Annotated in this window: 14 protein-coding genes; 2 read left to right on the top strand and 12 right to left on the bottom strand. The window is 58.5% G+C overall.

Features of this window, described 5'->3' with window-relative positions; all coding sequences use genetic code 11:
* Nucleotides 1–53 precede the first annotated feature (53 nt).
* The 12 genes from acsF to bchF form a co-directional block, all read right to left on the bottom strand.
* A complete protein-coding gene (gene acsF / locus ACG74X_RS03655; protein ID WP_411232776.1) occupies nt 54–1,178 on the bottom strand; it encodes a magnesium-protoporphyrin IX monomethyl ester (oxidative) cyclase in 1,125 nt (374 codons plus the stop codon).
* A complete protein-coding gene (locus tag ACG74X_RS03650; RefSeq protein WP_411232775.1) occupies nt 1,175–1,471 on the bottom strand; it encodes a hypothetical protein in 297 nt (98 codons plus the stop codon). Before ACG74X_RS03650 ends, acsF begins: the two co-directional genes overlap by 4 nt.
* 17 nt (nt 1,472–1,488) lie before the next feature.
* The gene (gene puhC / locus ACG74X_RS03645) at nt 1,489–1,956 is read right to left on the bottom strand and encodes a photosynthetic complex assembly protein PuhC (protein ID WP_411232774.1); all 468 of its coding nucleotides are present in this window, start codon (nt 1,954–1,956) and stop codon (nt 1,489–1,491) included.
* A gap of 12 nt (nt 1,957–1,968) precedes the next feature.
* On the bottom strand, nt 1,969–2,604 hold the full coding sequence (gene puhB, locus ACG74X_RS03640) for a photosynthetic complex putative assembly protein PuhB (RefSeq protein WP_411232773.1): 636 nt from the start codon (nt 2,602–2,604) through the stop codon (nt 1,969–1,971).
* A 57-nt stretch (nt 2,605–2,661) separates the two neighbouring features.
* Nucleotides 2,662–3,441 carry a photosynthetic reaction center subunit H gene (puhA, locus tag ACG74X_RS03635; RefSeq protein ID WP_411232772.1) on the bottom strand — a complete coding sequence of 260 codons (780 nt, stop codon included), beginning with the start codon at nt 3,439–3,441 and terminating at the stop codon, nt 2,662–2,664.
* A 27-nt stretch (nt 3,442–3,468) separates the two neighbouring features.
* Nucleotides 3,469–4,908, bottom strand: a complete 1,440-nt coding sequence (locus ACG74X_RS03630; protein WP_411232771.1) for a PucC family protein — start codon at nt 4,906–4,908, stop codon at nt 3,469–3,471.
* Nucleotides 4,905–5,576, bottom strand: a complete 672-nt coding sequence (bchM, locus tag ACG74X_RS03625) for a magnesium protoporphyrin IX methyltransferase (RefSeq protein WP_411232770.1) — start codon at nt 5,574–5,576, stop codon at nt 4,905–4,907. The genes ACG74X_RS03630 and bchM overlap by 4 nt, the downstream gene beginning before the upstream one ends.
* On the bottom strand, nt 5,577–6,395 hold the full coding sequence (bchL, locus tag ACG74X_RS03620; RefSeq protein WP_411232884.1) for a ferredoxin:protochlorophyllide reductase (ATP-dependent) iron-sulfur ATP-binding protein: 819 nt from the start codon (nt 6,393–6,395) through the stop codon (nt 5,577–5,579).
* A 175-nt stretch (nt 6,396–6,570) separates the two neighbouring features.
* Nucleotides 6,571–10,140, bottom strand: coding sequence for a magnesium chelatase subunit H (locus tag ACG74X_RS03615; protein ID WP_411232769.1), 3,570 nt, complete (start codon nt 10,138–10,140; stop codon nt 6,571–6,573).
* On the bottom strand, nt 10,130–11,665 hold the full coding sequence (gene bchB / locus ACG74X_RS03610; protein ID WP_411232768.1) for a ferredoxin:protochlorophyllide reductase (ATP-dependent) subunit B: 1,536 nt from the start codon (nt 11,663–11,665) through the stop codon (nt 10,130–10,132). The genes ACG74X_RS03615 and bchB overlap by 11 nt, the downstream gene beginning before the upstream one ends.
* Nucleotides 11,662–12,948 carry a ferredoxin:protochlorophyllide reductase (ATP-dependent) subunit N gene (locus ACG74X_RS03605; protein WP_411232767.1) on the bottom strand — a complete coding sequence of 429 codons (1,287 nt, stop codon included), beginning with the start codon at nt 12,946–12,948 and terminating at the stop codon, nt 11,662–11,664. Before ACG74X_RS03605 ends, bchB begins: the two co-directional genes overlap by 4 nt.
* Nucleotides 12,945–13,466, bottom strand: coding sequence for a 2-vinyl bacteriochlorophyllide hydratase (gene bchF, locus ACG74X_RS03600; RefSeq protein WP_411232766.1), 522 nt, complete (start codon nt 13,464–13,466; stop codon nt 12,945–12,947). Before bchF ends, ACG74X_RS03605 begins: the two co-directional genes overlap by 4 nt.
* Nucleotides 13,467–13,759: 293 nt before the next feature.
* Here bchF and ACG74X_RS03595 point away from each other — a divergent pair, with 293 nt between their 5' ends.
* Both ACG74X_RS03595 and ppsR read left to right on the top strand, forming a co-directional pair.
* Nucleotides 13,760–14,545 carry a cobalamin-dependent protein gene (locus ACG74X_RS03595; protein ID WP_411232765.1) on the top strand — a complete coding sequence of 262 codons (786 nt, stop codon included), beginning with the start codon at nt 13,760–13,762 and terminating at the stop codon, nt 14,543–14,545.
* Nucleotides 14,546–15,967 (top strand): transcriptional regulator PpsR, encoded by a 1,422-nt coding sequence (gene ppsR / locus ACG74X_RS03590; RefSeq protein WP_411232764.1) that lies wholly within the window; start codon nt 14,546–14,548, stop codon nt 15,965–15,967.
* Nucleotides 15,968–16,008 lie beyond the last annotated feature (41 nt).

Genomic DNA, 16,008 nt, shown 5'->3' with positions numbered 1-16,008 from the left:
CCCCCCCCCCCCCCCCCCCCCCCCCGGTCGCCGCCCGAAGGCGGCGAAACCGTTCAATATGAAGGCTCCAACCGCGTCACGGCGGGCACTTTGTGTTTTTTCACCGGAATGAAGTAGAGGGACACGAAACAAGACGCAGCATTGGCCGCGCCCGCCCATTCCTTGAGCTTGCCTCCAACGCCACCCTGCTTTTTGCCTTCGGCAATCTGCACATTCGCGCGTTGCAACCGCTCCAGCGTGGGCTGCCAACGGGGGTGATCAATGTCCAACGTGATCGGAAAGATCTGCTTGGTCAGCTCGGACGTCTTGGTGAACACCTCATGCGCGTACCAATCGGGATCAACGCCCAGCGCCTTGTGGAACGCGGGCCGCTGGTGGTCGCGGACATACATCGTGGCGTAAACAGCCGTGAGGAAGAACTTGATCCAATAGACATTGCGCCCCTGGGTCAATTTCGGGTCCGTCTTCATCAAAAGCGCAAACGCTTCACCATGGCTGAATTCGTCGTTGCACCACTCCTCGAACCACTTGAAGATCGGGTGGAACCGGTGTTCGGGGTTCGCCTCCAAATGGCGGAAAATCGTGATGTAGCGGGCATAGCCGATCTTTTCCGACAGGTAGGTGGCGTAATAGATGAACTTGGGCCGGAAATAAGTGTATTTCTTCGACTGCGTGAGGAAGCCAAGGTTCACCCGCAGACCCGCTTCGCGTAGGGCGTCGTTGATGAACCCGGCATGCCGCGCCTCATCGCGCGCCATCAATTGAAACAGCTGCGTGATGTCCTTGTTGTTCCCACGGCGCTTCATTTCCTTGTAAAGTACGCAGCCCGAGAATTCTGCGGTGCAGCTTGAGATCAGGAAATCGATAAACTCCTTCTTCAGCTGTGGCTCCATGTTCTCCCAATCGACATGGTCCCAGTCTTCGTTCTTTTTGAAGTGGCCCTTGTTCGGGTCTGCCTCCATCTGGGCGATCAACGCGTCCCACTCGGCGCGAATTCCATCGACGTTGATCGCGTCCAGCTCATCAAAATCGGTGGTGTAGAAGCGCGGCGTCAGCAGCGTGTTGGCCATCGCGGTTTCGGTGGCGAAATTATCGTCGTATTTCGCCTGCTCTTCTTGAATCGCAAGGCTTTCTTCGACGGTGGTGGCGTCAGCGGTGTGTTTGGCTTGCATATTCATAGCGTCACCTCTTCCGAGAAGGAGAATTCACATAGCTCCATCACTTCGAAATCACCGGTCAGACGGGTCCAAAGCTGTTCCAGCTTTGACGCGCGGACGATGACGGCTTCGCGGTCTTCCGACACGACTTCGCCGAACGGGGCCATGATTTCCGGCCCCTGAACCTTTACTTCGTCCCCCGGATAGATCACCGCACCGTTATTGAAGCGCACATGTGCGTGCAGGCTTTCAAAGCGATGGCTGATTTCAACGGTACAGGGGGCCCGTTCGATTTCTTTCGTTAGTAATCCCATTGTGGTTCCCTTTTCGATTACTTCAGCAGCTTGGCGAAAGCGGCTGAATTGTCGGCACCAAACCCCATCAGGTCAGCACCCCATCCCGTGCTGGGATCAAAGATCTCAAGACGGTTGTTTTCACGTGCGCGAACGACCACCGGACCGTCCAGATCAACACGTGCCTTCGTGCGTTCGCGTTGCAAAACGCGCCACATACCCGAAAGGAAACCTCCCTCTTCGGGGCTGTACTCGGCGACCAGGGCGCGGTCTTCGGAAAAGACACGCGCAGAGCCGTTCATGTTACCCTCCAGATAGAGGGTCTTTTCGATCACCACCGGACTGTCCGGTGCTGTGTATTGTGCTGGTCCATCCAACCAGGTGTAGACGCTGACCATCAGCAGACAGATCATCACCATCGCAAACATCGCCCGCACCAGGATACGTGGAACGATTTCCTTTTCGGTGGCATGAATCCGGGGTTTGTCAATTGTATTGGTTTGCATCTGTCCGCCCCCTTATTCCGCTGCCACAGCTGCAGGTGCGACAGGTGTTCGCTCTACCCGAGGAATGGACACCCGCGCCTGGGCTGCTTCTGATATCATGGCAGCGATCTTTTCTGCGTCATTGATGCAGCGCAAGGCAGGTTGCGTCGGAGAGATTTTCCAGGGACGCACATGCGGCCAGCACACCAGATAGCTGATCCGTGTGTCACCCAGAAGATCGAAGGCAATTGTCCCGGTGCCTGCTTTGCGCAAGTCCAGATTGGCATTTTTGATCTGTGTATAGGGCAAATTCAGCGTCACATTCAGCGCTGCACCAATCCGCATCGCAACACGGCGATTGGTGACGGTGTAAACGGTGTAATACGCTTGCGTCCACGCAATTGCGATCAGGATGGCGCATGTGATGGCCCCAAGGATCAGGAACGGGACGGATGCCCAAACCGCCTCGCCGAAGGGCATGAGGTCACTGACTGCGACGAACCGCCAGACGGCAAGAAACACAAAATAACCCGCAACCCAATATAAGTTCAGCGACTCCTTGGACAGGGCCCACCAATTCGGCTTGCCCTGCCAGAGGATGGTTTCACCCTCTGGCGGTTTTTCTGGCAGGCCTTTGACCGGTTCGATTTCAAAGTCATCGTGCGACATGGTGGGTTCCCTTTCCTAAAGCCGTGGCTGCGGCTGTTGGCGTCTTGTGGTTTCAGGTCAGATCTGCGGCTCTTGACGTTCTGTGCTGGCATACAACGTACCACCACCGTAGTAGGCGCTGATCTTGTCTTCCTCGAGCTTGGTGATTTGATGAGCCGCGGCGAGTGTCGGAACACCGGCGAAGTGTTCTCCAAAGATCGAGCGGACTTTGACGCGATTGCCCCAGATGCGGGTGAAGGTGATCGGCACAAGCCGCGATCCACCGCCAAATTCCGCGTCCAGTTCATATTCGAGATAGCGAACAAGCTGTTCCGGCTCGTCGACCCACATATCGGTGACCTTGCCAACAATCGCACCATCGCCTGCGACAACCGGCAAACCGCGCGGGTCACGGCCCGCGGCAACCCGAAAGCTATCGCTGCCGGACATCGGGATGATCTTTGGATGACCATGGCCATCCAGCTCGGGTTCATCGCGGCGCGGTGCCCAGCTTCCTGGTCCAACACCATCGGCAAGCGGGTCGCCAACGGGGTCGAACGGGAAACCGCCGCTGTCAAACTGGCGTGTCAGCTTTTCGTCAATGTCGCCCCGTTCGGGTGTCTGGCCAGATGGCACGGTGTATTCACCGCGACCATGCGGCAGTTTGAAGGTTTTATCGGCCGGGTTTGGAAACACGCTGCCGGCGTCTGCTTGGCTGCCGTCCTCGTCCAAAAGCGGATAGCCTTCACGTTGATTCTCGCGCTGAAGCCAGATCACGAGACCGACAAAGAAAATGAAAAACAGCCAAAGCGAAATGCTCGCCAGGTCTAGGTTTCCAAGGATATAGTCTTCGGTCATCTGAGTGTCCTCCTTGATGGGCCTTGGTCAGGTTGGGAAATCGGCAAGGCCCAGCCCTGTCGGTTTCTGGTTAGGGGTTGGCGCGGTCCGGCTTTGGCTAACGAGACGGCCCAATATGATGAGCGTCACAAACAGAAGCGCGATTTCGAGGTGGTAAACGACGGAATATCCGGTGGTCGGCGTTTGCAACGCTTCGCCCCATGCGCCGGACATGGCGATCATGTTGACGCTGTCACGAGTGGCCCCGCCGATCAGCGTGGACAGGCCCGCGGCAGTGGCTTGCGCCGCACCCCAAGCGCCCAGCGCAAGGCCCCGTCCGGCCAGCCCTTCGGCAGGCAAAGTCATGGCAGCGGTTAGCGTCGAGATGGCGAAGTAGCCGCCCCCAAACCCGATCAGGCCAGCGCCTGAAAAGAACAGGAACGTGCTGTCCATGGGGGCGGCAAAGATCACGATGCTGAACGCGGCGATCCCCGCCAGCAGACCAACCGAGGCCATGCGATAGGTGTTGCCTCCATTGGCAAGAACGCGGGCGGCAAGGGCAAAGCCAAGCAGCGCACCAGCAGCCCAGGTTGCGGTCAGAAGTGTCGTGGCCGATACGCTGAGGCCAAGGATTTCGCCGCCATAGGGTTCAAGCAGCACATCCTGCATGTTGAACGCCATTGTGCCAAGGAACACGACCGCAAGAAGACGCCCCGCGGTGCCGCCATGGGTCAGATCGTTCCAGGCGTCCTTGAAGGACGGTTGCGGTGCCTCGCGCTCTTCCTTGCTCATCGGCTTCACGCGCTCTTGCTTCCACAGGGCGATCAGGTTGAGCACCACGGTCACAACGGCACAGCCCTGGATCACGCTGATCAGCAGCACACCCGAGAAATCACGCAGCAGCCAGCCGATCACGATGGCCGACACCCCCATGCCGACGAGGAACATGACATAAAGCAGTGCCACCACGCGCGGGCGGGTTTCGTCCGTCGCGCGATCCGCTGCCAAAGCCAGACCCGCGGTCTGGGTCATGTGCATGCCAAAGCCCGTCATGATGAACGCGAGCGCGGCCAGGACTTCGCCTGCAAACGGAATGTCATGGGTGACATCCCCACCCAGCACCAACAGACAGGCGGGCATGACAGCCAGACCGCCGAACTGCCAGAGCGTGCCAAACCATAGATAGGGAATTCGCTTCCAGCCGATGGCGGAGCGATAGTTGTCGGACTTAAACCCCAAAAGCGCGCGGAACGGCGCGATGAGGACAGGCAGGGCAACCATGATGGCGACGAGCGTGGCGGGCACGCTGAGTTCGACAATCATCACGCGGTTCAGCGTACCCAGCAGCATGACACCCGCCATGCCGACAGAAATCTGGAACAGAGCGAGCCGCAGCAGTTGGCCCAAAGGCAAATCGTCAGACGCTGCATCCGAGAACGGAAGCAACCGCGTGCCGAGATTTTTCACCTGAGAGCGCGTGACGATCATGGCCGGAACTCCAACGCCTGGCTGATGTAAAAGCCCGATGTGATGCGGCCCAATTCGCTGAGTTGCCCAATGTCAGAGACTGTTTTAGCGAGTCGCTGTGGCCCATGCGGGATCATCGTGGGTGAGCGATCTGACTTCGGGAACACCTTGCCCGCGTACCACATGCCCATCAGCAGCGGCGTGCGTGGTGCCACGGTAAAGGCCACGGAACCGCTGGTGCGTTCGCCCAAGTTGGCCAGCGCTTTGCGAATGTCCGCCTCGGTGTAATAAATCAGGCTGTCCATCGCGATCACGTGGTCGAACGCGCCCAGATCAGGTGACAGCATATCGCCGCTTTTAAACCGCACGCGCGCGTGCAACGTCTCCGGCAAACGATCCCGCGCGATCTTCACGAGCGACGGTGATATATCCACCGCCGTCACATCAGCCCCGCGCATCGCCAATTCATGCGTCATCTGCCCGGCGCCGCAGCCTGCATCAAGCACGCGGACACCGGTCAGGTCAGCGGGCAGCGCCGACAAGAGCGTCTCGCGCATCTGGTCCCGGCCTTTGCGCACGGTTTCACGGATACGGCTAACCGGCGCGTCGGACGTCAGACGCTCCCAAACCTTGGTCGCGGTGCGGTCGAAATAGTGTTCGACGCGGTCTCTGGTCAGTTCGTAAGTCACTTAATCGAACCCCAACAGTTCAAAGATGTCGCGGTCTTCCAACGGCTTTGGCGTCATGCCTTCGGTGCCCTTGAGCAGCGTCTCGGCCAGGCGCACATATTCCTTGCGCGCGATGACGATGTCTTCCTCGTCCGGCATTTCGAACAGCGTCTTTTTCTTGAGCCGTGAGCGGCGGATGGCGTCGTAATCGGGCATATGCGCAAGACGCTTGAAGCCAACCGTGTCGCAGTAGCGATCCACCTCGTCGGTGTCCTTGGAGCGGTTCGCAACGCAACCGGCAAGACGCACCTTGTAGTTGGACGACTTTGCCTGCACGGCGGCAATGATCCGGTTCATCGCGTAGATGCTGTCGAAATCATTGGCGGTGACGATTACTGCGCGGTCAGCGTGTTGCAAAGGGGCGGCAAAGCCACCGCAGACCACGTCACCCAGAACGTCGAACAGAACGACATCTGTGTCTTCCAACAGGTGATGTTGCTTGAGCAGTTTCACGGTTTGGCCAACCACGTAGCCACCACAGCCGGTGCCCGCAGGCGGACCGCCCGCTTCGATGCATTTCACACCGTTGAAGCCATCGGCCATGAAATCCTCGGGCCGCAACTCCTCGGCGTGGAAATCCACCTCTTTCAGAATGTCGATCACGGTCGGCTGCAACTGGCCGGTCAGAGTAAACGTGCTGTCGTGCTTCGGGTCACACCCGATCTGCAACACGCGCTTGCCCAGCTTTGAGAACGCCGCAGACAGGTTGGACGACGTGGTCGATTTACCGATCCCACCCTTGCCGTAGACCGCAAAGACCTTGGCACCTTCGATTTTCATCGAGTTGTCCTGATGCACCTGCACCGATCCTTCGCCGTCCTGCCCTTTCAGAACGGGGGGCGCGGACAGGCCACGGGCCTCGAGTCCGGCGGCTTCGCGCAGGGCGGCGCGCGCGGCGGGGGGGCTTTTTGTGTCCAATGGGCTCATGTCAGGTTCCACTTCATCTTTGGCGCTCTCATTCGGCTGCGATGCCTTCAAGGCGATCTTCAAGCGCGTCGGCTGCGTCTTGCAACGCGGCCAGGGTATCGGCGTCGGGCTGCCAATAATTACGGTCGTGTGCTTCCAGCAGGCGGTTCGCCATGCGGCTGGAGGCGGTTGGGTTCAGGTCGGCAAGGCGCGCGCGCATGTCGTCATCCAGCACGAAGGTTTCGCTCAGGCGCTGGTAGACCCAGGGTTCGACTTTGCCGGTCGTCGCGGACCAACCCATCGTGTTGGTCACTTGCGCCTCGATCTGGCGCACACCTTCGGCCCCGTGCTTGAGCATGCCTTCGAACCATTTGGGGTTCAGGCTGCGCGAACGCGTCTCAAGGGCGACCTGGTCCTGCAACGTGCGGATCTTGCCGTTGCCGCGCGTGGTGTCGGAGATATAGATCGCCGCCTCTTGCCCGCCGCGCGCACGTTTCACGGCGCGGGAAATGCCGCCAAGCGTGTCGAAGTAGTGATCAACGGTCGTGACCCCCAGTTCAACGCTTTCAAGGTTCTGATAGGCGACATCGACGGTTTTCAACGTCTCTTGCAGCAGCGCCGGGTTGGCGGCGGCTTTGCCGTTCACACCGTAGGCAAACGACTTGCGCGCCTCGTAGGCGTCGGCGAGTTCGTCTTCATCGCCAAAGGCAGAGCTGTCGACCAGCGCATTGACATTCGATCCATACGCGCCTCCGGCATTTGAAAACACGCGCAACGCGGCGGTTTCGATATCGACACCGTTTTCCTGCGCATAGACCCAAGCGTGCGCGCGGATGTAGTTAAGTTCCAAAGGTTCATCGGCCTCGGCCGCTTTCTTTGCCGCTTCGGCCAACATGCGGGTCTGCAACGGCAAAAGATCGCGGAAGATGCCCGAAAGCGTCATCACCACGTCGATGCGTGGCCGACCCAGCTCTTCGAGCGGAATCAGGTCCGCGCCAGAGATGCGGCCAAAGCTGTCAAAGCGGGGCTTCGCGCCAATGAGAGCAAGCGCCTGCGCCAAAGGTGCGCCATCGGATTTGATGTTGTCCGAGCCCCACAGAACCAGTGCAACCGTGCGCGGCAGGGTGTCGTGTGTCGCCAGCAGCAGATCTGCTTGCCTCATACCATCGCGGCAGGCGTATTCGGTGGGCATACGAAACGGATCAAAGGCGTGGATGTTGCGGCCCGTTGGCAGCACATCCGTCGAGCGGATCAGATCACCACCGGGCACGGGCGCGGTATAGCCACCGTCAAGCGCATGCATCAGGCCGCGCAGTTCGGTTTCCTGCTGCAACAGCGCATCGACCTTGGCGCGTGTGTCGTCATCGGCATCGACCAACAGCTTGAGATATTCGGCACGCGCATCATCGCTGAACGGTTTGCCGACGATGTGCAGACCATCCGGGATCAGCGCGTCTTCGGTTTCCAGCAGCTTGAGCCACAGCGCCTCGGGTGCACTGCCATCCATATCGACCGCTTCGGCCTGTTCGACGATCAGCGCCTCAAGATCAGTCAATTCGCCATCAGCGGGGTCAAGCGACCGCCACCGTGTGAGGCTGTCTTTCAGCTCTTGCAGACCTTTATAAAGACCGGATTGCGCGAGTGGTGGTGTCAGATGTGTGACCGTCACAGCACCAGAGCGACGCTTGGCCAACGCGGCCTCGGACGGGTTGTTGGACGCATAGAGATAGACATTCGGCATCTCGCCAATCAGGCGATCCGGCCAGTCACGCGCGCCAAGACCCGCCTGTTTGCCCGGCATGAATTCCAGCGCGCCGTGCATGCCGAAATGCAAGACCACATCAGCGCAGAACGTGTTGCGCATCCATTGGTAGAACTGAACAAACGCATGGGTCGGGGCAAAGCCCTTTTCGAACAGCAACCGCATTGGGTCGCCTTCGTACCCAAAGGTCGGCTGGACACCGACAAACACCTTGCCGAACTGCGCGCCCAAAACAAATACACCGGTTCCGTCGGACTGGATTTTACCCGGGGCCGGACCCCAAACAGCCTCGATCGCTTTGAGCGGCGGCGTGCTGCGCACGATCTCGTCGGCGCTCACATGGGCTGCGACATTGGCCTCTTGGCCGTATTGCTTGGCGTTGCCTTCAAGCACGGCAGCGCGCAGGGCGGCAACGCTTTCTGGTGGCGTCAGGTCGTACCCGTCCGCCTTCATCTGGTGCAGCGTGTTGTAGAGCGACTCGAACACACTCAGATACGCCGCCGTGCCAACAGCGCCCGCATTGGGTGGGAAGCCGAAGAGCACGATGCCCACATTCTTGTCCGCGTTTTCCTTGCGGCGCAGGGTGGCCTGACGCAGCGTCTTCTCAGCCAGACTGTCAATACGTTCACGGCAGGGGGCCATCGCCTTGCTTGTCGTGTCGCAGGGGCATTGGTACTGACATCCGTTACAGCCCTCTGGCCCATGACGCCCGCCAAACACGGTTGGGCAGGTCGCGCCATCCAGTTCGGGCAGCGCGATGAGCATTGTGGTCTCAATCGGACCAAGGCCCTGATCGCCATTGGCCCATTGACCCAGCGTTTGAAATTCAAGCGGGTGCGCGGCGATGTAGGGAATGTCGAGCGCCTTGAGCACCTCAACCGCCGCATCGCTGTCATTATACGCAGGACCGCCCACAAGGCTGAACCCGGTCAGCGACACCAAGGCGTCAATGCGCGGGCCGTCTTCGGTCTGGAAGAACGCGTTGATCGCAGGGCGGCCATCAAGACCACCGGCAAATGCAGGTAGAACGGCAATGCCTTTCGCCTCATAGGCGCGGATCACAGCGTCGTAATGCGCGGTGTCGTTGGCCAGCACGTAAGACCGCATCAAGAGCAGGCCAACGGTTGTCTTGACCTCTGCCGGGCGCGGCATGTCAGAGATGTCTGTCGTGATACGTTGCGGCAAATCGGGGTGGTACAGAGCCACATCCGGGTATTCAATCGGCGCTTCGGCCACCGCGCCCAGCCATTCATCACGGCCTTTGGCGTATTTGCCCAGAAGGTAGCGCACCATCTGTTCTATGTTGTCGTCGGACCCGCCCAGCCAATACTGCATGACCAGGAACCAGGACCGTAGATCCTGGGCCTTGCCCGGTACCATCTTCAAAAGACCTGGCAAGCGACGCAGTTGCTGCATCCGCTTTTCGCCCTTTTCGACCTCTGAATCCGTGGATTTGGGTTTCAGCGATTTGAGCAGCTTCATCAGACCAGAGGCAGGTTTGCTCATGTCGAGCTTGCCCAGCTTGGTCAGCTTGATGATCTGCGCATCAGCGATCACGCCGATCATGCCATCGACCCGGTCCCGTGCGGCGTACAGGTCATCCATGATGGGGGCGATGTGTTCTTCAAGGAAGAGCAGGTTGGCAACGATCATATCGGCCTGTGCAATGGCCTGTTTCGTCTCTTCCAGCGTTTCCGGCGTTTCGGCCCATTCAGCGGCGGCATGCACGGTGACGCTCAGCCCCGGAAAGTCTTTGGCAAGGTTCAACGACGCCCGCGCCACGGGACCAGCCGCGTGGCTGTCCAGCGTGATGATGGCGATGTTGTACGCCCGGGTTTCGTCGAAGTTATCGCGCATAATGGGCTTTCGCTTCGTAAAGGGTGTCGACACTGATTTCCTGCACGCCGCGTTCGGACGCGAAGGTCTCGGTGTTGCGCTTGGCCTTGCCGCGCACAAAGAATGGGATTTTCTTCAGCTCTTTTTCAGCCGCGGGCAGCCAGACGATCTCGACCGGGCCGATGTTGACCTGTGGCTCTGCCGCGACAGGCTCTGTTTCTGGCGCGCGCGGCGTGGCTTTGCCGCCGTGATGGCTTGGCCCGGCTTCGTCGTAAAACTCGAAGTCCTCGCGGAACATGGTGAGCAGGTGCTCTTCCAGACCCATGACCAGCGGATGCACCCAGGTGTCGAAGATCACGTTCGCGCCTTCGATGCCCATCTGGGGGCTGTAGCGGGCAGGGAAGTCTTGCACATGCACGGGTGCGGAAATGACGGCGCAGGGGATGCCCAGACGCTTGCCAATGTGACGCTCCATCTGGGTGCCGAGGATCATCTCGGGGGCCAGCTCTTCGATGCGGCGTTCGACTTCGAGATAGTCGTCGGTGATCAATGCCTCGACGCCGTAATCTTTGGCGAGACCGCGCAGCATCCGGGCCTGTTCGCGGTTGTAGCAGCCCATTCCAACCACCTCGAACCCCATCTCATCGCGGGCGATGCGGGCGCAGGCGGCCACATGGGTGCCATCGCCGAACAGGAAAACACGCTTGCCGGTCAGGTAGGTGCTATCGACACTGGCCGAATACCACGGCATCCGCAGGCGGCTGTCGTCGAGTTTCGGCTCTATTCCGCAGATTTGAGCCACTTCTTGCACGAAATCGCGCGTCGCGCCGACGCCGATTGGCACGATCTTGGTATAGGGCTGACCAAACTCACGCTCCATATACCGCGCGGCGGTTTCGGCCGTTTCGGGATACATCAGCACGTTAAAATGCGCCTGCCCCATCTTGGCGATGTCGGACGGCGAGGCGGGCATCGGGGCCACGACATTCACCTCGATCCCCATGTCCATCAGCAGGCCAGTCACTTCGACAATGTCGTCGCGGTGGCGGAAGCCGAGGCCAGTGGGGCCGATCAGGTTCGCCGTGACGCGCGCGGTCTTTTCCATCGGCTTGGCCAAGGCTCGCACGATCTGAAAGAACGTCTCGTCCGCGCCGAAATTTTCCTTGCGCTGGTAGCTGGGCAGCTCAAGCGGGATCGCAGGGATCGGCAAGCCAAGCGTTTCGGCCAGACCGCCGGGATCGTCCTGGATCAACTCGGCGGTGCAGGATGCGCCGACGATCATCGCTTCGGGCTTGAAGCGCTCATAAGCGGCGGTTGCGGCGTCTTTGAACAGATACGCGGTGTCTGCGCCCAGATCGCGCGCCTGGAACGTGGTGTACGTGACGGGCGGGCGGTGATTGCGACGCTCAATCATGGTGAAAAGAAGGTCTGCATACGTATCACCTTGGGGAGCGTGCAACACGTAATGCAGACCAGTCATCCCCGTTGCGACGCGCATCGCGCCGACATGCGGGGGTCCCTCGTATGTCCAGACGGTGAGTTTCATTCTGCCGCCTCCAATTTCAGAAGGTCGCGGCGGCGCACGGGGCGCGAGAAGAGACCGGCAAGGTCGCCCGCCTGTTCGTAGAAATGCACAGGCGTGAATACGAGTTCGATCGCCCACTTGGTTGTGAGACCTTCGGCTTCCAACGGATTGGCTAGGCCAAGGCCGCAGACCGTCAGATCAGGACGCGCGTCGCGGCAGCGGTCGAGTTGTTTGTCGACATCCTGCCCTTCAGCGATGGTTGGGCCCTCGGCCAACAAGTCGAGGTCAGCCGCCATGACAGCGCGGTGGATGAATGGCGCGCCAACCTCTACGGCCTCCATGCCACATTCGCGGGTCAGGAAACGGGCCAGCGGGATTTCCAACTGGCTGTCCGGGAAGAAGAAGACCGACTTGCCGCGCAACGCCTCGGACGCTTGTGCAACCGCCTTGCGCGCGCGGGCGCGGGGGGCGTCGGTGACTTCTGCAAACTTTGCATCCGACACGCCAAACTGATCTGCGATTGCGCGAAGCCAGGCGGTTGTGCCTTCTTCGCCGAATGGGAACGGCGCTGCGATATGTTGCGCGTGCCGGCGTTGCAGCGCTTCGTGCGTGTCTGTCAGGAAGGGCTGTGTCAGCGCGTAGAGCGTGTTCGGGCCAATGCCGTATTCGTCGTTCACGCGCGATGCAGGCAGAACGCGGATCGGGCCGATGCCCATCGCCTCCAACAATCCGACAGCCTGTTCTTCGACAACGTCGGGCAACGCGCCAACCAAGAGCAATTCGCGCGCGTCGGTCTTGGGCATGACCGGCACCATCGCGGCAAGGCATGCGTCTTCGCCTTGGGTGAACGTGGTTTCGATGCCAGAGCCAGAATAGCTGAGCACGCGCACGTTCGGCGCGAATTGCGCGCTCATACGTTCGGCGGCTGTGGCAAGGTCAAGCTTGATCACCTCGGATGGGCACGACCCGACAAGGAACAGTTGTTTGATGTCAGGACGACGCTCCAGCAATTCGCTGACAACCCGATCCAGCTCTTGCTGCGCATCAGCCATGCCAGCCAGGTCGGTTTCTTCGAGGATGGCCGTCGCAAAGCGCGGTTCCGCAAAGATCATCACGCCAGCGGCAGATTGCAGAAGATGCGCACAGGTGCGGCTTCCGACAACAAGGAAGAAGGCGTCCTGCATTTTGCGGTGCAGCCAGATGATGCCGGTCAGGCCACAGAACACTTCGTGCTGACCGCGCTGCTTCAACACAGGTGTGTTTGAACACCCGCGCGAGGGGGGCGGTGTAAATTGTTCGGTCATGCCGCAGCCTCCTTAGTCAGAGGTTCGACAACAGACGCATTGGCCGCCTGCAAACGCGCGCGGCGGAGCTTCCAGACGAATTGACCTGCATTGATCACGTAAGCGGCATAGGCGGCAAGCGCGAGCCACATTTCCTCGGCCGGGGCCAATGCCTGCGTGAACACCGCCCAAACATAGGCAAGGTGCAGCGCGATCACCATCATCGAGAACACGTCTTCCCAAAAGAAGGCATGGGCAAAAAGGTACTGCCCAAAGACGACCTTTTCCCAAATGGCACCTGTCACCATAATGCACAGCAAGAATGCGGTCTTTATCAGGATCGAGAGCGTTGCCGCATCATACCCGGCACCTGTCCAGAGATACCGCAGCACTAGGCCAAGCGAGACCAGGAAAACCAGAAATTGCACAGGGGCAAGCACAGCCTGAATGACAGTCCATTTGGTGCTGTCACGGCGCATGCGCTGCTCCTCTGTATAGAGAAACACCGGCTTTTGAGGGGCGCGACGTGGTCCAGTCATGTGTACGATTCCGTAGTTGCTTAGGAAAAAGTATCGCCTGCTGAGGCCAAGTGTCAACTAAAACTTACACTTTCCGACTCGGGGCTATGCGGCAGGCAAAATCGTGCCCCGAATCCCTCAGATCGCTGTTTAATCCATGTTTTTTTGACAATTTTCGCGTTCTACATCGTTGAAAGGAAAGCGTTCTGCGACACGGTGTCAATTGTCTTTGACATTATGGCGCAAGAATTAGACAATAATAGTGTCTGATCCGTCTGACATCTGTGTCAGGCTTTCGGAAAAGAGGTTTTGCTATGGCGAACGACCATTCAGACGATCGCATAACGACCGAAGAGTATCGCCCCGATGTATCGGTTTTGGCGTCCACCGTGATTTCTGTTCTTAACGACAAAGGCGAAGAGGCTGCGCGCACGATTCGTGCAAGCGCGGTTCTGAGGCTTTTGAATGAAGTTCTGAAGCCAGGCGCATTCGACCCTGACGGGCTGCTCTTGGCATTACAGAACAACCGCATCAGCGCAGATCAGATTGTCGACATCTACATTCCACAGGCGGCTCATGAATTGGGCGCGATGTGGGTGAATGATGATATCGGGTTTGCAAAGGTGACCATTGCCACCGCCCGGCTTCAAGGACTTTTGACGCTTCTGGCCCCGCCGTGGTCCTGCAAGCCCTGCGCAGCGGCGCAGGAGAAAAATGTTCTATTGATCCTTCAGGGCGATGACAGCCACACGCTTGGTCCTCATGTTGCGACAGCCCAAATTCGACGGATGGGGGCGTCTGTGCGTATCCTGTTTGGCGCACATGCTGACACGATCGTGCAGGCGCTGTCGGATGAAAACTATGATATGGTCCTGTTTTCCGGGTCCAGACCTGATGCTCTTGCATCAATTTCAAATTTAGTTAAACGAATACGTGCCGGTATATTGACACCGCCGCCACTTGTACTAGGCGGTATCGTCCTGAGCCTGACGGACGGTGTTAAAGAAAAGACAGACGTCGATCTGGTGACAAATGACGTGAAGGTTGCACTTAAGCTTTGCGAGAAAAAGAAGTCCAGAAGCGGGTCGATGGCAAGGTAGATGAACAGTAGTGGGTCCACCTTCTGGAGCAGCGGTTCCGTTCCGTTAATAGATGCCAGCGTATTAAGTAGCATTATTGCCGTCGCATCGGATATTGCCCTTGTCGTATCAAAAGACGGCGAAGTCTTGTCCGTGCTTGTCAATCCAAATGAAACATCCTTTGGCAAGCTTGAGCATTGGGAAGGTCGGCCTCTCAAGAACTTTCTGACCAAGGAGTGCATCCCGAAAATTGATGCCGTCATGTCAAAGATGGCGTCTGGTGAGCTTCCGTCACGGTCGGTCGAATTGAACCATTCAGACAATGCTGTTTGGGAATTTCCCGTTCGATACAGCTTTCATCCATTTGGGTCAGACGGATCGTTCCTCATGCTGGGACGGGATTTGCGCCCGATTGCCGAAACCCAGCAACAGCTGGTGCAAGCACAAATGTCGCTGGAACAGGGCTATGAGGCCCGACGCGAATACGATGCGCGCTACCGCCTTTTGTTGCGCACAGTGCAAGACCCCGTTGTTTTTGTCTCTGTGAACGATGGCAAAATCAAAGATCTGAATGAACCGGCGGCAATGATGCTTGGCTCAACTCGGGAAGATCTGGTTGGCTCTTCGTTCACCCAAGAGTTCCGTGACAAACGGGGCGACGAATTTATCGAAGCCCTGATCAATGAGGCGATGTCCGAAAATACCACAGGCGTTGACGTGCAATCACGCCGAGGCCGACAGCAGGTCAGTGTGGTCCCCAGCGTGTTTCGGGCCGGCGGTGAACGCATTCTGATTTGTCGTCTGTCCACGTCGGAAAGCAGCCCCAAGCGATTTGATAGCCTGACCACCAACCTGTCCTCGGTTTTTGAAAAAGGACCGGATGCCTTTGTCTTTACGTCGGTTCGCGGCGTTATCGAGGCCTGCAATGATGCGTTTTTGGATCTGGTGGATGCCGCACATTCGGTAGATGTTCGCGGGCGCAACCTGTCGGATTACCTGGGGCGCGGTCAGATTGACCTTAGTGTTTTGGTGGAAAACGCACGCCGCGCTGGTCAGATGCGCATGTATTCCACCAAGGTATTGAATGAATTCGGTGCCAAAACGCCGGTTGAGATGTCGGTCACGTTTCTTGAAAATCATAATGAACCTGAACTGGGTTTCATTATCCGCGACATCAGCCGCGTGGATGCCATGCGCAAGACGCAGGTCCACAGCAGCGAAGAATCAAACCGCAATGTTATGGAGCTTGTTGGTTCGGCCACGTTGAAGGAAATTGTGTCCGAAACGACCGATGTGGTTGAAAAAATGTGTATTGAAACGGCCGTCAGCCTGACGCGAAACAACCGGGTGGCAGCGGCTGAAATGCTGGGGCTGTCACGACAAAGCCTGTATGTGAAACTTCGCAAGTACGGGCTTTTGAATAAGGATAGCGACGGAAACTGACCTGCGTCTGGCGCGTCGAGATGACCCGCTCATTTAATGCA

It is taken from the genome of Marivita sp. S0852 (assembly GCF_046591575.1).
Classification (GTDB): Bacteria; Pseudomonadota; Alphaproteobacteria; order Rhodobacterales; family Rhodobacteraceae; genus Marivita.
The sequence above is the reverse complement of the archived record's forward strand: the minus strand, read 5'-3'. Positions and strand labels throughout refer to the sequence as shown.